Consider the following 18,246-nt stretch of genomic DNA (forward strand, 5'->3'; position numbering starts at 1 on the left):
GGTTAATACCATCCGAGAAGGACCCGTAGCGCCCTCTCAACCTGTCCGGAAGTGATGCGGCCTGATCAAGCGTGATTTGAACCATTGAGGGACCAAAGACTCTGGGAACCTTCGCTTGGCCAGGCTCAACTCGACCCACTGTCTGATAGACGCCATCTCTCATTGTCAGGATGTGGTCCCGAACGAACAGGTCGAGTATTCTCAGCAGGAACTCCATGTCAGTGTACCCAAAGTGATCGCACATGTCTTGGGAACTTCTCGGCTGGGCGAGGAAGTCGAACCAGCCCTCCTTCAGCAATGAGTTGATAGCGTTTGTCCTGCAAAAGTTCCGAATCTCATCCTTCAAGCCCATGACATTTCGTCCCAGTTTCAGGAGTTCGGCCCATGCTCCAATCCTAGTCATATGTGGAACACTCCATCCTCCCTACTACTCTAGGATGCGACGTCTATTGACGAAGTCGACCAGCTCATACACTTGCCTGTAGTCTCTCCAGTGTTCTCCGTCCAAGATGTCCATCAGTGTCGCATAGCCACGCAGAAGAGGGCCAAGAACCTCCTTTGCAATTGGTATTCTCTGTGCCGTCCGCTCCACGATGTCCGGGATTCGGTCCTGAAAGGGGGTCCTCAGAGTTGAGAACAGCAGGTCTGACGAGAGCATTCTGCTGAGCACAGTCACTGGCGGGTTCTTGTCCTCGGTTGCTATCTTCATCACCAGAGCGAGTACTCTTCTACGAGGAACAGTGTCATCGTTGTCCACATCCACAATCAGACTGGAGATTGATGTTACGGACTTCACGTAAGAGTCGTCGCTCGAGCTGATACACAGAATCCGGTTCTTCGACTGCCAGAGTGTGATGTCCATGTCTGCAACGCGGACCTGCATCTGCTTCGGTGGCGACTGGTACACGGTTTCCGCCTCCTGAACCTTGTCCAGTATTGTGCCCGCAAGGGCAATCACGTTTACAGCGGCAGGACAGACCACATCCACCACCCAGTGACCGGTTCGGCCGATGAGTAGGCAGAGTTTGATTGGTCCGACCGACTCCGGACGTGGCTCGTCTTCGTGCATGATCCAGTAGCCAAGCCCCTGTTCGGGCTGCGCGGAGACGAGTGACTCCGTGTAGGCATCCCTGTGCCCCCGGAATAGACCCGCCTGGTCCACCACAACCGCATTATGATGGCGCTCCGTACCGACGACATGCGACACCCTGTAGGTGGTCAGTTGCATTCCGAAGAAGTCTTCATGCTGTGTCTTCGAAGTGTATGTCGTCGCATCTTCCGGGTCGAATCTCAGGCTCTCACCACACACTTTGCATGGAAACTCTGTCATACGTTGCATTGTCGACAACTACCTTGACCTCCTTTCTCTCATATGCTGACATTCAGCACAAGCCACGATGACAACTCTTGAAGCCCTGCACCGGTCTTGCAGCTTATCTCGAAGTACTGTTCGATCTTCGGTTCTGACTTCAGAAGAGCTTCAACAAGACCCCGGTCCATCTCGCGTTTCAGGTCGCACTTGTTCATCAGTAGCACGAACCTGAGTGGTTTGGTGGAACCCTCCGCATGGCTATTCTTGACAGTCTGAATCCAGTTCTGAAGCTCCAGTAGGGACTGCAGATTGTCGGCCGAGAACACCAGCAACACAAGGTCGATGTTTCGGGTGGCAATATTGCCCAGGTCGCGCAGTGCGTGAATTGGCAGTCCGAGCTGGCCCGCCACGTCAACCATCAAGTAGGTGTCCTGCGACTCCGAAGCACCCAACTCCTTGGCCTGAATGGTCTCTAGGTTCAGGAAGGGAGTCCTGCGATATGGCAGTACCGCCTCCGCTGAGTCTAGCGGTCGCCCCTCCTTCAACACCCTGACCAAAGAGGTCTTCCCCACTGCACCGGTACCTGCGATCAGAATCTTGGCAGTCCTTGACCTATCTCGTGTGTGCGTGCTTGCCATTGCTGGTCGGTCCCTTTTGAAAGTGTCTGAGTCTGTGAGGTAGCTCATCGCAGTCCCTCTGTGCCACTTCTAATCAGCATCGTGGCGCTGAACATATGTGATGTTTCTATCCAATAGAGTATATTAGGAGCATGGGCTTCGCATGTCGAGTACCATGCCACCTCTAGGGCCTCTGCAGCCTGTTTTCTGAGGGGCAAGGATGTGAAGAGTGGGAGGCAAGATCATCTTCAACATACGGGACTCTATGACTCAACATGTGCTTAACAAACGGACTCCTCGGAAGCCAATGTTGTGGTGGTCACGGTTGGGCGCCCACTTGGGATTCGAACCATCCCAACCATCCGCTATTGGATGGACTGAGTCAAGCACGGAATCCTCTTGACGCCCAAGCAATAGCCTTGAACTCGCCTGTGAGGCCGCTCAGAGTCTTAGACCACCGGGACTCATGATGACTGCATGCGGCGGCATGGACGACGTCACACAGAGCAAGTCTTGGACTCCTCGATATGTAAGCAGCAGGAGTCGCAGCCGTTCACCGTGTCTCAGCCGTACTTCTTGTGCGAGTGACACCTTCCTTGTTGTAGACGACGGGATACGATGCCCAGACGAGAAGGTGTCTGAGGAACTCCAAGTCAGTCACTTTTCTGCCAACTCTCTTCTGGTGCTTCATCTTCTCCTCCTCCCACATCAGAACGTCATGGGGAGTGAGACCCTTGAACAGCTTGTTCTTGACGGTAGGGCTCTGTTCTGTCAAGTCCGCTAGCACTCCATGAATCGGAGGCAATGGACTCCCTCTTTCCCTATAGAGCTGGGTATTACACACCTGACTCGCATTCAGGTGGCTCTACTCTTCACCCTCGCGCCTCGTCTCGCTTGGAACGAAGGTGGCAATGCTCTCCGGCTTGGAAGCGTGATACAGCCCAGTATAGCCGGTTCTCCTGAATCTGGTCACGGCGGTCCAGGTGGCGGACTTGTCCTTGATTGGGCTGAGCTTCTTCACTTTGAACATGATAATCGCAGCAATGTCAATTACCACGATGTTCATGACTAAGAGCATGAGAGAGCCAATACCGAAGATTGCGAAGTTGCCAACACCGGTCATCAGGGCAAGCATGAGCAGCATACCAACATTGACCGCGGGTGGCATGAGCGATGCGGAGATGGCAACACCGACAAGAGAAGACATGTCTCCGCGCGTAATGGAAACGGCCACTGCGGCTCCAGAGAACAGGGCCACGCCAACGTCCAGAGCGACGAAACCATTCCTACGAGTGATCTCCGTCACGTACTGTCCTGCGAGTGATGCATCTATGTCGACTCGAATCCCGTTGACCATATCAGTAGCGAATACCGCGCACAAGAACCCAATCAGGGCACCCATGGCAAAGGACAGAGCAAGGGCGATTAACTCGTTGACAGTGCCCTTGAAACAGAGTGTGCGGTCAGACACGACGTAACCAAGTGCGACCGCAAGCATTGGGCCCATAAGAGGTGACAAGAGCATGGACGCGACTATCACAGTCCCGTTGTTCTGAAGGAGACCGATTCCTGCGATGACTGCCGCAAGCACAACGAAGGTGATGAAGTCGAAGCTCAGAGAAGAGCCGCTCTTGACACTCTCATATATCTCCTCAACTGCAAGCGCTGCCTCTCTCTGAATCTTGACATCCTTTTCCTCTTCAGACGCTCTTGGGAGCGATGCTCTCAAGTCCAACATGTCAATGAAACCAAACTCCACCCCCAGACCCCTGCTCTTCAACTTCTCAACAGTCTCGGTCATCGCATCATCAGGTATCCGGAACTGGAGCAAGTGCGCGTTGTCTGCGTTGAGCTTTGTGACATTCTTGATTCCCATGACATCGAGAATGAAGTCAAGAATGCTTTCGGTCTTCTCGTAAGGCACTGTTATCTGGACTTGCTTCACTACAACACCATCCCATCAGTGTCTGGAGAAGTGGCGGTGGCTTTCCATGCTAGATTCCGCACTTAAGCGTTTCTGGGTGCCAAACCTGCTCTGCGATGCGGCGCTCAGTATGAGTGTGCATCTCATTCTTGCCAGAACACTAAGCCTTTGTACTTGATACATGTCACAGTCAGCTGACCCAAATTGGATGTGATAGTGATTCTAGCGGCCTGGTGGGCGCTCTCGCTGACCGGAGCACTGGCGCCCGGTCCACTGTCAGCTGCAGTCATCATGCAGTCAAGTCAAGGCGGCCGACTCCAAGGGATCATGCCCATGGTTGGTCATTCGCTGGTGGAGCTTGGACTGGTTGGCGCTATTGTGGTAAGTGTGAGCACGATTGCCCTAGACACCTTGGCAATCTCAGCGATGCAGGGTTTCGGAGGCGTCGTCGTCATAGGATTTGGTCTTCTCGCGCTAAAGAGCTGGAAGAACGAGTCCTCTGAGGGACAGGCGACCGCCGAGAGACCTTCGGTCCACAAGTCCACTCTGGCAGCAGCAACCATCCAAGGTGCTCTTGTGAGCATCCTCTCCCCCTACTTTCTGCTCTGGTGGTTTGCAGTCGGTCTTGGCAGCATCTCCACACTGATAGCCGAGATTCAGGTCGGCGTCGGAACAGTGCTTGTGGCTGCATGCCTTGTATACCTCACACACATCTCAACTGACTTTATGTTTGGTGCATTCCTTACTCTGGGTGTTGATGCGACAAGACGGAGAGTGAGGAGGAGCAGAGTCAACTGGCTCAGCGTGGCCATAGGGACCTTTCAGATAGCACTCGGACTACTCTTTGTCTATGAAGCACTCACAGTGTAACACTTCTGACCCTGCATATCGCTCCCGCCCGCTGAGCATATGAGCGGGCCCGTCATTGGAGTAGGCTTTTGAGTTCATGGCGTCTCGTTTCATTCATGCCAAGGCTTCTACTGACGGGCTTCGAACCGTTTGACGGCTTCAAGACGAATCCGTCCGAAGAGCTGGTCAACAGGATGAACGGTCTCACAGTGGGTGACTGGACCATAGAGGGACATGTGTTTCCTCTCGACTACGCTCTGATCGGAGAGGAACTCGACTCGCTCTTCAAGAACGGTGACTACAAAGTCATAATCTGCACGGGACAGGCAGAGAGAGGCTCCATCAGCGTGGAGAGAGTTGCGCTCAATGCCGTGAGCACGACAAGAAAGGACAACGCGGGCAATGCGCCGACCTCCGATGTGATTGACCCGACTGGCCCGGTGGGATACTTCACGAGTCTAGAACCAACCCCCATCGTGTCGCGACTTAGAAAGGAGGGGATCCCCGCGTTCGTCAGCTATCACGCTGGAACATATGGATGCAACTTCCTGATCTACTCGGTCATGAGGCGGATTGTCACGGCTGGCTTGAACACACGGGCCACTTTCATTCATGTCCCACCTCTGCCGTGCCAAGCCCTTGAGAAGGAGAACATGGGCCTGCCGACGCTTCCTCTCGACACCATTGTCCACGCAATCACACTGATAGTTGGTCTATTGTGAGTCAGTGTCTTGGAACACGACTCTTTCAATCGGAGAGACGCGGACAGGTAACCGCGCCCCAGTACCAGCTCCATCTGACGGACCGCATCGTGTAAGGTCTGGCTACGCGGATAATCTGCACTTGACAGTCTGGCAGACTGTGCGCCCAGTATCCTCGCTCACCGGTGAAACAGGTCAGGAAAGACAGACATCACGACTTGTGCGGCAATCGCGCTTCCAATGGTCGCCGCTGTTCGCTCGAAGAGCATCAGGGGGAATATGGCCATGCCGAATGCCTCAGGTGGTAGTCCAAGTATGTAGACTGCACCCATCGTCATCATGGAGAAGTCAGTGATCGTGCCTATCAGTGCGAGTGGGAGCACTCTCAGCAAAGCTCTCACTCTTGAAACCCCGGTCAAGGAGCGCGACTCGATGGTCTGCAGGGCAGCTGCAGCGACCGCCGCAAGAGCGTAGGGGGCCATGAACCACCATGCGGTGTAGTTGGGTATGAGATACAGGACGATGACGATGACGAGATAGAACGCAGTAGTCAGCGGTCCTGGAAGGCTCATGCGACCGACCCGGGTGTGTCGATGAAGGACCAGGCCTGTAAAGAACCCGCTGACGGCTGGTCCCAGCATGATTGTCGGCACGAGGAGGTAGAGCGGAGATACGAAGGCCGCCAGGAGTCCGCCAATCAGACCAAACAACCCACCTCGTACTGGCCCGAGCAGGACTCCAAATAGGGGCGCGACAAAGATAGCCAATGTCAGACTCGGACCGGGCCCTCCCGACCCGATGAACGGTGTGAATGGCACGAACGCGCACACGACGTAGAGTGCTGACAGCATCGCTCCCACTGCGAGCATCTTGGACTCTACAAGGCCCTCGAAGAGGACCATCTCATCCGGCTTGCTCTCTTCTGGACTCATATTGTATCAGGGCGCTCGGCCTCGCACTTCCTTTAAACCAGTCGGTCAGTGAGGGACCACGACGGGCACTAGGTCTTCACGAGGCCCATCGGGGTCCTTACCGAGACTGCAAGTCACCGGTCATTCATTCTTCACCACGACTGTGACGCCAAGACACTTGTCTCAGTCGGCTTGCGGTGATGCGAATCGTATGATGCGGTCTCTTGCGTCTCGTGCTCGGGTCATCAGACGGGGTAGAAGTCCCAGAAGTGAGTGAACTTCCAGTCCTTCCCCACTTCCTCACTCTTGCCCAAGTCGACGAACTTCTGGCCGTCAAAGGGGAAGAACCTCATTCTCTTCTTGTCGTCACAGATCACCAGGTCCGGACGGCCCGGGTTACGGAAGTGGCCCACAATGTACGTGTAGTTGGACTTGAAGCCCTTGCCCACGGTCTGATATGGGGGATTGTCAAAGGCAGGGTATCCATCCTCCTGCCTGAGGCCGTACGGGTAGCTTATCAGCTTGTTATCCTTGTGGAGCGCAATGATGCTTGGATAGTTGTTGCCCATCCACTCATCAACAAGGTACACAAGCAGGTCCTTGCCGAATCCGCGGCCAATCCGTCGGCCCTTCCCCTGACTCTTGAACGTCACGCCATCGAATGGGTACAAGACGAGGTCGCCATCGGCCTCTCTCACAAGCAGGTCTGGATTCTTTTTTCCCAGCCAGTATCCGGGAAAGAAGTGCGTGACCTTGTCCTTGTCAAAACCCTCTCCGACAACCTCCCTGGACCCAAGATCCAGAAACTCATGACCATTCCAGGGGAACAGCCTCAGTCTGCCATCCTTGTCGCGGACCAGCAGGTCAGACATACCGCTGCTCGTCCACTCAGCAACGATGAAGTCCATGTCAGGCCTGAAGCCTTTGCCAACCTTCTTGCCCGTGTCTGGAATCTTGAAACTATGCCCAACGAACGGGTAGAACTTCAGGTCGCCATCCTTCTCAAGTACGATGAGGGAGTTACCACCACCAATCCTTCGACGGGCCGATGTCGTGGGACTGGGCATCCAGTATCCGGGAAGATACTTTTCGAACTTGAAGCCTTCACCGACCTCCTTGCCGGTCTCTGGCTGACCGTGTTCCTTGGAGGGAATGAATGTGCACAACCCATCTCGCTGGAAGACCGGGTAATACCGCAAGTCACCATTGTCCTTTCTTACAACTAAGCCGGGCATCTCTATCGCCTCGTCACAAGAGGACGGCACAGGCATATCTCTCTTGCGAGGACCAACACAGGAACTGGCGGGATGAAAACTGTTAAAGGAGCGTCATGTCTGACCGCGGCCAGTTCACAGGGAGGCTCAAGAATGAAGAGCGGCGAGAGCTACGACATAGTGATAGTCGGTGCAGGTATTGTGGGTGTCTGTTCAGCATATTATCTGCAGAAGAACAACCCGGACAAGAGGATTCTGCTAATCGACAGGCTATCTGCTGCAGGACAAGGAAACACTGCGATGAGTGCAGCCGCTGTGCGCAACATGTTTGCTTCCACAACCAACCAGCTGCTCACCGACACGTCGATCAAGTTCATCGAACACATTCAGAACAAAGTGGGCTACAACGTCCTCTTTGAGAAGACCGGCTATCTCTGGCTGCTGGGCAAGGACCAGTATGAGAGTCCCAGCGTTCAGATGTGGATGGAACGGATGAAGGCATCAAAGATACACTATCATGTCTACTCCAAGAAGGAACTGAAGGACATGATTCCCGGTCTCAATGTTGACTTCACGGGAGACGAGGCCGCCGAGCTGATGCACCTGAAGCAGGTCGAATACGGCCTGTTCGGTGGCGACTGCGGTGTCGTGGACCCCACCAGGCTTCTCGAATACTATCTGGAAGAGTTCACGAAAATGTCGAAGGTCAAACCGCGCTATGGTGTGAATGTAACCAGGATGATACTGCAACCAGACCCTGTCTTGGACTTGCCCGGAGAGCCCTTTGTGTGGCAGGACAAGAAGATCGTTGGCGTGCAGACCGACAAGGGGGACATATTCGCTGACACCGTCGTGCTCGCAACCGGTGCGTGGGCCAACCAACTGCTCGACCCAGTCGGCATGGACAGCCGCACCAAGTCAAAGAAGCGACAGATGTTTGTGATCCATGCCGAAGACAAGCCCGGGTTGAAGGACCTCCTGTTCTCGAAGGGCTTCAATGACCTCGGGTGCATTCCGTTTACGATACTCCCGTCAGCAGGAGTCTACTTCCGCCCTCAGCTTCAAGAGAAGGGATTCTGGGTGGGATGCGCAGACAAACTCGGTCGAGCCTACGACTATGTACAGACAGATGATTATGCTACTGCAGAGGCGGCATACTACGAGAACAGCGTCTATCCTGTCCTCAGCAAGTACTTCCCCGCGTTCGAAGATGCTAGGCCTGTTGGCAGCTGGGGTGGCGGATACTGCTATAGCCCAGACGCGATACCGCTCATCTACTGTGAGAATGGGGTCATAGTCGCAAATGGCGCAAGCGGGTCGGGGATAATGAAGGCCGACGCGATGGGAAGGATAGTAGACGCGCTCTACCGAGGACTTCCCAGTGCAGAGCTCTACGGAGGCAAGAGAATCCCAGCCAAGGCGCTCAGCATAAAGGAGCGCAATGTGGAGATTGAGAGCGTCGTGATCTAGCTCTTCATGGCGTTCCCCGTCATGAATGGGAGTGGCCCAGCATTCTAGACCAGAATGGTGACAACCGGAGTCTTGACGCGACGAATCACCTCCTCGGTGACGCTTCGTCCAAGAAGTTTCTCTGAGAGACTCCTCTTCCTCCGCTTCATCATGAAGATCAGTGAGTAGCCTCTTGCGTACGTCTCCTCCACGATGGCATCCACAGTGTGTCTTGCAACTGCAATCCTCGTCTCCACATTGTAGCCCTGTGCAGTGAGCCAGTCTGCCATGGGTTTCAACTTCGTCTCTTCGCCTGCGAGGGTCTTGTCAAGCTCTGACGACTCGAGCGGTGTGGTCACAGGCGTTTCCACGACATGAAACAGCGTGATATTCTTCGTGTGGAAGCGAAGTAGAGGCATCAGTGCTGCCACCATGTCAGCGTACTCGATTGTTCCGGAAACAGGCATCAATACTCTGTCATCAGCCGCCAATCGTACACCTCCTAGTCTGTCACACGCCCATCCTTCTTGTGTATGTATGTCACCACACTCGACACGGTGCTCCTGATTCCGCTGATGGGAAGGATTCGGTTCTTCAACAGGTCCCGAAAGGCAATCACATCATCAGCCTCTATCATGACTATTATGTCGGACTCGCCGGTCACCTCATAGACATCGACAATACCGGGCAGTTTCACGAGTTCGCTTGAGACCTCGTCTAGGTCTCTGCTCTCAACGTATATCTGCAGAATGACTCTGAGTTTGGAATCCACGTCTGTCACTTCCTAATCACTAGCATCTTGCCGGGGGCAGACTCAGCAACAATTGCGGAGATATCATCTTCGGTCGCACGCTTGAACTTCCGGATGCCTCTTCTGCTCAGCACGACGATGAAGTCAAAGTCTGATGACTGAGCCATTGCTGTCACCACACTGCGCATGGACCCTAGTTCTGCCCTGGCATCAGTCTCATATCCGAGACTGTGAAGGACTTCTGCCATGTGTGCCAGGTCCGAGAGAGCCGCCTCTCGGTACTGCTCGGCCATCTGAAGTGACAGTTTCCACTTCTCGGTCCTGATGACAGTGCAGAGGGTTATCCTGAAGCGGTTGTCCAGACTCTCGGCGATGTCATGGACGATCTCATCTCGCTCCTCAGGCCGCACGAATACGACAGCATTTATTCTGTAGGCCATTGGTCGTATCGACATCCCGAGGTCCTTTGAGAAGAGACGTAGTCCCTTTCTCTTGCGATATGCTGCATAGACAAGCAGCCCCACGCAGGTCCACGACGCACCCAGAAGCCGCCCCATCGGGTGGAACAGAATCACCAGCGTCCAGATGGTGCCGCAGGCAAACACACCTATCACAGTGGGGATAGGCAATGCTATTCTCCGTCCTCTCAGCCTCAGGAAGACTGTGTAGGGCACTTCCCACGACCGGTAAGTGTCCTTGTCACTCTGGCGCAAGAGTATCAGTGACACGTTCACCATCAGGTAGGAGAGGAGAGCGCCGAAGTTGTACAGGTCGGCCACCCAGTCGAGTGAACCTATGAGGGCCATGGCTGCACCTATCATTCCAAAGACGATGATGGTACGACTCGGTGTCCGTGTCCTCGTGTTCACCTTTGAGAACCAATCAGGCAGCAGACCGAAGTGACTCATCGAGAAGACGACCCGGGATACGCCTATGATGCCAGTATTGGAGGACACAAGGCAGATTGCGAAGCCCGTGAAAGCCACCACAGGGACCACATAGATGCCCACGACTCCTATGGAGCCAGCAAGGGTCGAGACTGGTGCGCCCAAGTTCGCTGCCAGCACTGTCCAAGGCAGAATGCCAACGCTGATTGCAGACAGCCCCACTGCGAACACGAGGACCGACACAACTGACATCTTGGTGGCCCGAGGAATGGTCCGGTCAGGACGCTTGGTCTCCTCGGCAGCCTGCGCGATAGACTCGATGCCTATGAAAGAGCTCATCGCCAACGTCACTGCATAGAGGAAGTTCTGTTCGTTTGTGTTTCCCTCCCACAGGTATGCGATGTGACCGAATGCGTCGGGAGCTCCCCGGACAGACAACTGCATGAAGAACAGGTCGACTCCAAAGGAGAGCACGAGCCCTAGAATGACCACCGCAGAGAGCACTATCAGATTGAGGGCCACCATGCTCATGTTCAGGTGAGAGGACTCCCTGATGCCGACAATGTTGACGCCTATGAGTGCCAGGACTATGATGAAGGAGTACAGGCCAATTCCGCTGATCTCGAAGGTCATACCAGCCAGTGTCACGACCACTGCGCCAGTGAGCCAGGGAAAGAAGAAGGTCAGATAGCCAGTGGTAGCAATGGCGAACAGGGCTATGCAGACCGTGTAGTCTAGCATGACCAGCCAGCCTGCCAGGAAGCCAGCGAAGTCATTGATTGCCTTCATGGAGTATACCTGAGCGCCGCCAGCGTATGGATACGCAGTTGACAGTTCAGCATAGGCAAGGCCTGTCGCAATGTATGTGACTGAAGCGATGAGGAATGCAATAGGGGCCCAGCCCGCCGCATAGGCTGCCACCAGTCCCAGTGCCACGTATATGTCTGCACCAACATCGGCATAACCCATCGCGAATGAACCGAACCAACCCACGTCACGTTTGAGAGAGACCGTTGAGCGTTTCACTGGTGTGTGTGCTGCATCGGTATTTGTCATTCTGCGAGCCGCCTGACCCGGCCATCCGGTATGTCATCTATAGTATACACTGCGCGCTGCCAGTCGTAGGATAAACTTATTGCACCAGACACCATCGGACTTGACGAGACGTACTCGGAGGCAGAACACATGAAGGTCGGTGTCCTGACAAGCGGTGGTGACGCGCCGGGGATGAACGCAGCCATCCGTGCCATTGTGCGTGTGGGCCTGCACAGAGGGCTGTCGGTCTATGGGATCCGTGGCGGCTTCCAGGGCATATTCCAAAGGGACTTTGTTGAGATGTTCGCGCGTAGTGTAGCACGAATTGTTCACAAGGGCGGCACGCTGCTCACCACTGGCAGGTCGGATGAGTTCAAGACAGAGAGTGGCATCAGGCGCGCTGCGTCCATTCTCCAAGAAGAGCACTTTGATGGTCTCATAGCCATAGGCGGCGATGGCACCATGAGAGGGCTCCATGAGCTGAAGAAGCACTGGAACGGGCTTACAGTCGGCCTTCCCGGTTCCATAGACAACGACATCTATGGGACGGACTACTCAATCGGGTTCGACACTGCTGTCAACAATGCCCTTGACGCCATAGACAAGATCCGTGACACAGCCGAGTCCTTCTCACGTGTCTTTCTCATTGAGGTGATGGGACGCAACTGCGGTGCCATAGCCCTCCATGTAGGGATCGCCTGTGGTGCCACTGCGATACTGATTCCTGAGACCAAGACGGACCTCGACGCAGTCGCAAGGAGTGTCATCGACGGACGGAAGGCAGGCAAGACAAGCTCGATAATCATAGTCGCAGAAGGAGATGAGGGAGGGAACGCAGAACTGATCGCTGAGAAACTCTCATCACTGGTAGGTGAGCGATGCCGGGTGTCAGTCCTCGGCTACCTGCAGAGAGGCGGAAACCCCACTAGATACGACCGTGTCCTTGCAACTCGACTGGGTACCAGAGCTGTTGAGTGCATGCTTCACGGTGTCGATGGCGTGATGTTGGGAGAGGTGCGTGGAGAGGTGGTGGCCACACCCTTTGTTGATGTCTGGACCAAGAAGAAGGAGCTCGACCAGTGGATGCTGGGCCTGATTGACGAGCTGGCCACCTAGCCCCACAACGCTCCTTCTTGCGAGCTAGAAGGCCAGTATCGTCGCCATCAACCAGCCGAAGAGCATCGCGTTGACCATCGCAGCCAGGTAGTAGCTACCGGTCTCACGATAGCACCAAACCGTCAGGACGCTGGAAACCGCGAACCACGGGAGGAATGCATAGAAGAAGAGGAACGAGTAGCCTGCAATCCCGGGTACGATTGCCACGCTCAGCAGGAGGCCTCCACCAAACTCAAGCAGTATCAGCAGAGCAAAGGGTATGCACTTGATGAACACGGCCTCAACAGACCATGCAAGCTGTCCCTGAATCCATCCGGTCCGTGCCCTCGTCCTCATTGCTCCCATCAGCCACATACCTTCCACCAAGAAGTATAGGAAGAAGACGGCTGCATATATGGGAGCTATCAGAGCTCTTGAGAGCGTCAGGTCGTTCATCCCTGGCAGGAAGCATCGCAGGTCGAGTGAAGTACTGAGGTCCACAATGAGCGTCCATGCGTAGAGCCATGCGACGACTGTGAGAGCGAGCAGGAAGGTCATGAGAATGGGTCGCATACCGTCCTTCTGGCCCGGCACAACTTCACGCAGTTCTCTCCAGACTCGTCCGGGTTCCTCTCGGTCACGCAGGATGACGGGCAACGCAAGGAGCGAGATCACGGCCGTTCCAGCAATCCAGAAGAGGACTGGCAAGCCCTGATACTGCGGGAAGGGCACGACCAGCTGCACCATTGTGCCAACGGCAAGGAGTGGATAGAAGCCGATGACCGAAATCAACCCGTAAAGGGTGCCAGCTCTCAGATACTGCCGACGACTCGCAGCATTGACGTACTCCGGCTCACGTCGAAGCTGTCCGAACCATTTTGTACGTATCAGTATTGTAAGTAGAGGAAAGACGGAAAGGACTGCACCTGCTGTGCTTACGAGACCGCCCAGCAACCACCAGCCGTAGATGGTCTGACTGCTAGGAGTCCAGTGGGAGTCTTCCACACCACCCTTCAGCGAGTCTTTCATCCACTCGATGGTCGCGGATATGATCACAGGGTCAATGGTCTCGAAGAGGTGATTCGTGTCCGAGAGGACGAGCTTTCTTGCCGAGCCAGTACCAAAGTCACCGTAGAGAACCCCAGGCTGTGGTTGAGGCACACCGAAGACGGAAGACAAGAGAGTGGTGTTGCTCGGGTAGGCTGAGAGCGAGTCGAAGTCCCCAACCGCAACCATCAGGTTTCGCGGATATGTGGTGTTGGAGTATCTTCCGACCCCCGAGCCGACCAGCACCAATGCGTTGACCACCGTGGACGACTCGTTGATTGCCCGAAGCGCAATGCCCCCACCCATGCTGTGCCCGACTATACCTATCTGCGAGGCGTCAACGGTGCTGAGAGCTGCCAAGTATTCGAGGGCGGCGGTCCCACCACTGGTTCCCTTGTCGGAGTTGCCGTGACCGTTGGCATCTATTGTCAGCACCACGAAACCACGTCTGGCCAGCTCTATGCCGAAGGCCATGAGCCACTCCTTGCTCTGAAGCGACCCGTGAATCACAAGGACACCGGGGAGCCTGTTGGCTGCCGACGCATAGGTGGGTGTCTGAAGAGTGCTGTGAATCAGAGCGCCGTCACCTGCAAGAAAGTCTGTCTCTACAACACTCACGACTCCAAAGCCAGCCTGAGTCGAGGCGCCGAGGGCTGCACCGCCGAGCAACATACCAATACTGATGACGAGGATGGTGTACCGCAACTGCAAGTGCATCATACGTCTTTCACCATAGCGTATTACTTTCACATGGGACTCTCACTTTAATCCGTTGCGCTCGCATCCAGACGCATGTCAAGTCCCAGCAGATGCAGGACACTGTAACACAACGTTTGGGACACTCTCTCAACCAAACATCTCCGGGTCTTCGTGGTGTCGGATTCGGCTCTGCTAGAGTCCCGTCTTCAAACAAAGCATGGGGTGTGTGGTTGTAGTGCTCCATGTACTCGTCCAGCTCCAACCTCATGCGACCTCATTTCTCATCAATCGTGCGATGCAATCGCTCCACTCTTCGCATCAAGAAGTCGTTTGAAGACAGCCGGATGCGCGGGAGGTCCCAGTTCAGCTAGGACCTGTCTGTTGCTGTTGCAACTACATCGATTATGACACCATAGGCAAACCCTGCAACGAGGCTCATCAGATCCTGGTAGGCGTCCGAGAGAAAGACGGCGACGGAGACCGTTATGCCAAGCAGCAGCCCCCGAAGCACCGCATTCGTAGTGCTCTTGCGGTTGCTCTTGTCGACAATCATGACCCCATCTGCCAACCCGATGACAAGACCCATCAATACCCGGTTGTACCATACACCGACCAAGTAGAGTAGGTTCTCAAGGTAGGCTCCTGCGAAGAGCCTGAGCCCGACACCAATGATACAGAATACGCCCAGCACTGCGCCGATGGCGACACTGACTGCTATTCTTCTTGGATTCAATGGTAGTTCACCAATCGCGAAGTCATCCTCACCGCACCTATTTAGTTGGCGGTATTGCTCGACTGAAGCTCACTGAGGTCTGACGCCTGGGCTTCAATCCACTCATGTCAATGTGTCTGGTCAGACGTACACCGGCCGGACGCGGCAGTACCTGCAGTGTTGGCGAGTAGTATTGCACAGGTCAGTTCGTATGCGTGTTCAACTCTCAGCAACAGACAGACGGAAGCATGTGGCGCTAATACACACCGAAGTAGGGCGTGATGTCGAAGTAGATTGAGAGCTTGTCTCCACCTTTGAGTTCAATGTCTAGTCTGTCATACGTCCTCCCCTCGTGCTGCAGGAGATACTGACAGACGAGCTTCCAGTCCACGTTGCGGGTGCCGTAGCGCTGGCGCAAGTAGGCGTATTCTGCGGAGACTGCCTCCATGTTGTTGGTCACTTCTGTCATCTGTATCGGGTCATCGAAACTCTGACCGGAACCACTGTATTTTGCCATGCGAATACCAATGCGTTAGTGATGGCGGCGCCTTATCTGGTTTAGCTGTACACATGCCGTCTGTGTGCGGCGACTGCTACGGTCTGTGGTGTTCTTATGTGGTCCTGCAGACAGCAGATATGGATATGCACACACGAGATGACTTTCAGACACGGCTGAGTGACTTTGATGACTCAGGAGAACTGCATGTCCCTGAGCAGGCCTTCAGGAAGAGAACGACCCGTGGAGAGGTATGGAAGAGAGTCATAGAAGAGCCTAGAGATGAGTGGGGGGTGGTCTGTCTTGATGACAATGCCCTTCTTGTCCGGACGATGGGGGGCAGGATCTTTGTGCACGGGGTAGAGGCGTTCTGTAAGTGGTGTGGTGGCTCGCTTGTGATAAGAGAAGGAAAGGTGTTCTGTGCAGGCAAGTGCCACAACTACCAGGGAGAGTTCTCAAGAGACCTCAACGACTACCTCCGCTGGGACGGTGCAAAGTCGTTCACACTCAGGCGGGCAATTGCACAGGCCGAGCACCTGCAACTCGAGGAGCGCGACCTTGAGCCAATACACTACACACCCAACTTCTCAATGCTGGACGAGTTCTATGATGAAGTGGAAGAAGAGTCTGCGGACCAAGGCCACCAAGAGTCTGAGTGAGGACAGACTGCTGCTTCTGTCCACCTCGGACTGACACACAACGAATCAGGCAGCGCCAAACAACAGCATGCGGTTCATCTCGAACTCATCGCAGCAGTCGGCACGAGATTTCAGAGACCTCTCTCGAACAGCAGGAACGCTCGGTCATCGAACTCCGGGTCCGCATAACCAAGGCTCTTTGACCATTCCTTCACCCTGGGCCCGAGAAAGAAGACCGCCGAGTCCGCATTTGAGGCATCGGCCTCCTCTATCATACGGGACATTATGTCGACAAACACCGCCCTGTCAGTCGCAAAGACATGAAAGGTCATCCTGTCCTCACCGTTGTCATGGACCTTCTGAGAGTAGTAGAGCCCTGACGCGATGCCCGTGTCCTCGACCACCACCCTGAACTTCGTCTTGGCAGACACTCGCTGCAGCCCCTGCAAGTCCTTGGACTCAAAGGACCAGGAGATAGGTACACGTTCCACATCGATGAGATCTGGTGACACCTCTAGGAATTGAAGGAGACGTGAGGGCTCGACTTCGAGCGGAACGACGCTTGGGCTCGGCCGCGGATGTGGTGGGAAGGGACGTTCGATGCGAAGGTAGCCAACGCTGGTTGCAAGATGGAAACCGGTCTTCCTGGCTACCGCCTGTGACTCAAGGTTCAAGCTGCCAGTCGCATACCGGAGAGTCTTCAGTCCCTTCTGCCTTGCCAGCTCGACAATCTCCGAGACGATGCGTGAGGCATGGCCCTGATTGCGATGCCCCTCTCTTACTCTGAGTCCTTCCACCCAACCGACTGTTGTCCCCCTGATGATCTCGAGGTTGCAGATTGCGACCAGTTGTGAGTCTGAGAACACGCCCATCATATGCGTATTCTCGCCTGAGACCCAGTTGGAAAACACGCTGGGCACGTAGTCATTGCCTTCCCATATTGTGGCACAGAGCGCTTCAACCTCGGGCTTGTCATCTAGGACGAGTTTCCGGACCAGACTCTGCATGACCCATTGTGGACTGTGATCACCTTATGAGGAAAGCGATGTGGTGCTCAGACACCTCTCCGAAAAACGAGGCAGTAGTGGTGATGGACGTTGCTGACATACGTTGTTGGGTAGCCCCAGCACCCGAGACGCTTGTTGTCCTGACACCAGACCTGCTCCTGCTTCAGCTGAAGAGTCTTGGACAACCTTCTCGCAAGGTCCCACGCGATTGGTCGGAGTGTACCATCGGTGTCGAGCATGTTCTGAACTATCAAGGTCAGATACGAGCGGTCTCTGAGCAGCAAGGCAGCCTGCTCAATCACCAGTGCGACTGACTCGATGTACTCCTCATAGGACTCGATGTTTCCCAGGTCAAGACTCGACTCCCCATAGTACTGCTTCATTCCCTTGGCAGCGCGTTCCTTCAGAACACTGTCGTTTCCCCCGCGCGACTTGCGTAGCATGTCAAAGTAGGGTGGTGATGTGAAGACATAGCTGAACCTCGGACGCGAGTCTGAGAAGTATGCGTCTATTAGATCAACCAGTCTCATCGAGTCGCCAATCAGGACATACTGCTGGGTCTTTGCGTGGGTCAGCCGCTCCTTTGCTGACTGCGCAAACTCAGGAGAGAGCTCCACACCGACGCCATTACGTCCAAGCTGGTCACACGCCACAAGTGTGCTGCCTATCCCAACGAACGGGTCCAGCACCCAGTCCTGTGACCTGGTGAAGAACCTGACGAACCTCGATGCAAGTTCCTCGGGAAACTTGGCCGGATGCGAGAGCTCCTCTTTAGTCCTGGCAGGAGGGGTGAGCACGAACCACGACCTAGTGGACTTGACCCACTCCCTTCCTTCGAGGTCATTCAGTCGAGGGGAACGGCTGATGTCGCTGCGGAGTGTCCTGTCGTCCAAGGCGTGACA

The 18,246-nt window shown here is 54.9% G+C and carries 20 protein-coding genes; 5 read left to right on the top strand and 15 right to left on the bottom strand.

Annotated features, from left to right (window positions below; genetic code table 11):
* The 5 genes from HXY34_12850 to HXY34_12870 form a co-directional block, all read right to left on the bottom strand.
* Positions 1-403 (bottom strand): hypothetical protein (locus HXY34_12850; GenBank protein ID NWF97023.1); only part of this gene is annotated, 403 nt, incomplete at its 3' end.
* A gap of 24 nt (positions 404-427) precedes the next feature.
* Positions 428-1,348, bottom strand: coding sequence for a hypothetical protein (locus HXY34_12855; protein ID NWF97024.1), 921 nt, complete (start codon positions 1,346-1,348; stop codon positions 428-430).
* A gap of 20 nt (positions 1,349-1,368) precedes the next feature.
* The gene (locus tag HXY34_12860) at positions 1,369-1,998 is read right to left on the bottom strand and encodes a GTPase domain-containing protein (protein ID NWF97025.1); all 630 of its coding nucleotides are present in this window, start codon (positions 1,996-1,998) and stop codon (positions 1,369-1,371) included.
* Positions 1,999-2,482: 484 nt separating this feature from the next.
* Complete coding sequence (locus HXY34_12865; protein NWF97026.1) at positions 2,483-2,734, bottom strand: hypothetical protein; 252 nt, start codon at positions 2,732-2,734, stop codon at positions 2,483-2,485.
* Between the two features lie 60 nt (positions 2,735-2,794).
* Positions 2,795-3,874 carry a TIGR00341 family protein gene (locus tag HXY34_12870; protein ID NWF97027.1) on the bottom strand — a complete coding sequence of 360 codons (1,080 nt, stop codon included), beginning with the start codon at positions 3,872-3,874 and terminating at the stop codon, positions 2,795-2,797.
* Between the two features lie 183 nt (positions 3,875-4,057).
* Here HXY34_12870 and HXY34_12875 point away from each other — a divergent pair, with 183 nt between their 5' ends.
* Positions 4,058-4,723, top strand: a complete 666-nt coding sequence (locus HXY34_12875) for a LysE family transporter (protein ID NWF97028.1) — start codon at positions 4,058-4,060, stop codon at positions 4,721-4,723.
* 68 nt (positions 4,724-4,791) lie between these two features.
* Positions 4,792-5,424, top strand: a complete 633-nt coding sequence (locus tag HXY34_12880) for a pyroglutamyl-peptidase I (protein NWF97029.1) — start codon at positions 4,792-4,794, stop codon at positions 5,422-5,424.
* 158 nt (positions 5,425-5,582) lie between these two features.
* Here HXY34_12880 and HXY34_12885 read toward each other — a convergent pair whose 3' ends face one another.
* A complete protein-coding gene (locus HXY34_12885; protein ID NWF97030.1) occupies positions 5,583-6,335 on the bottom strand; it encodes an ECF transporter S component in 753 nt (250 codons plus the stop codon).
* 224 nt (positions 6,336-6,559) lie between these two features.
* Entirely contained in the window at positions 6,560-7,549 is a 990-nt protein-coding gene (locus HXY34_12890; protein NWF97031.1) for a hypothetical protein, read from the bottom strand.
* Between the two features lie 132 nt (positions 7,550-7,681).
* Between HXY34_12890 and HXY34_12895 the strand changes: the two genes are divergently transcribed.
* Entirely contained in the window at positions 7,682-8,998 is a 1,317-nt protein-coding gene (locus HXY34_12895; GenBank protein NWF97032.1) for an FAD-binding oxidoreductase, read from the top strand.
* Positions 8,999-9,042: 44 nt separating this feature from the next.
* Here HXY34_12895 and HXY34_12900 read toward each other — a convergent pair whose 3' ends face one another.
* The 3 genes from HXY34_12900 to HXY34_12910 are packed head-to-tail and all read right to left on the bottom strand — an operon-like array spanning position 9,043 to position 11,671.
* Positions 9,043-9,468, bottom strand: a complete 426-nt coding sequence (locus HXY34_12900) for a universal stress protein (protein NWF97033.1) — start codon at positions 9,466-9,468, stop codon at positions 9,043-9,045.
* An 11-nt stretch (positions 9,469-9,479) separates the two neighbouring features.
* Positions 9,480-9,758 (bottom strand): Lrp/AsnC ligand binding domain-containing protein, encoded by a 279-nt coding sequence (locus tag HXY34_12905; protein NWF97034.1) that lies wholly within the window; start codon positions 9,756-9,758, stop codon positions 9,480-9,482.
* Positions 9,755-11,671, bottom strand: a complete 1,917-nt coding sequence (locus tag HXY34_12910; GenBank protein NWF97035.1) for an amino acid permease — start codon at positions 11,669-11,671, stop codon at positions 9,755-9,757. Before HXY34_12910 ends, HXY34_12905 begins: the two co-directional genes overlap by 4 nt.
* 129 nt (positions 11,672-11,800) lie before the next feature.
* Here HXY34_12910 and HXY34_12915 point away from each other — a divergent pair, with 129 nt between their 5' ends.
* Complete coding sequence (locus HXY34_12915) at positions 11,801-12,766, top strand: 6-phosphofructokinase (protein NWF97036.1); 966 nt, start codon at positions 11,801-11,803, stop codon at positions 12,764-12,766.
* Positions 12,767-12,790: 24 nt separating this feature from the next.
* Here the strand turns inward: HXY34_12915 and HXY34_12920 are convergent, their stop codons facing one another.
* The 3 genes from HXY34_12920 to HXY34_12930 all read right to left on the bottom strand — a co-directional run bounded on the left by HXY34_12920 (position 12,791) and on the right by HXY34_12930 (position 15,720).
* Positions 12,791-14,512 (bottom strand): alpha/beta fold hydrolase, encoded by a 1,722-nt coding sequence (locus HXY34_12920; protein ID NWF97037.1) that lies wholly within the window; start codon positions 14,510-14,512, stop codon positions 12,791-12,793.
* A gap of 346 nt (positions 14,513-14,858) precedes the next feature.
* Positions 14,859-15,224 (bottom strand): hypothetical protein, encoded by a 366-nt coding sequence (locus HXY34_12925; protein NWF97038.1) that lies wholly within the window; start codon positions 15,222-15,224, stop codon positions 14,859-14,861.
* A gap of 235 nt (positions 15,225-15,459) precedes the next feature.
* A complete protein-coding gene (locus HXY34_12930; GenBank protein ID NWF97039.1) occupies positions 15,460-15,720 on the bottom strand; it encodes a hypothetical protein in 261 nt (86 codons plus the stop codon).
* 125 nt (positions 15,721-15,845) lie between these two features.
* On the opposite strand from HXY34_12930, the gene HXY34_12935 reads away from it, so the two are divergent.
* Positions 15,846-16,358: a hypothetical protein gene (locus tag HXY34_12935; protein ID NWF97040.1), complete on the top strand. Its 513-nt coding sequence runs from the start codon at positions 15,846-15,848 to the stop codon at positions 16,356-16,358.
* A gap of 110 nt (positions 16,359-16,468) precedes the next feature.
* On the opposite strand, the gene HXY34_12940 is transcribed toward HXY34_12935, so the two are convergent.
* A complete protein-coding gene (locus HXY34_12940) occupies positions 16,469-17,344 on the bottom strand; it encodes a GNAT family N-acetyltransferase (protein NWF97041.1) in 876 nt (291 codons plus the stop codon).
* A gap of 47 nt (positions 17,345-17,391) precedes the next feature.
* Positions 17,392-18,237 (bottom strand): hypothetical protein, encoded by an 846-nt coding sequence (locus tag HXY34_12945; protein NWF97042.1) that lies wholly within the window; start codon positions 18,235-18,237, stop codon positions 17,392-17,394.
* Between the last annotated feature and the right edge of the window lie 9 nt (positions 18,238-18,246).

This window comes from Candidatus Thorarchaeota archaeon (assembly GCA_013388835.1).
In the GTDB taxonomy this organism is placed as follows: Archaea; Asgardarchaeota; Thorarchaeia; order Thorarchaeales; family Thorarchaeaceae; genus JACAEL01.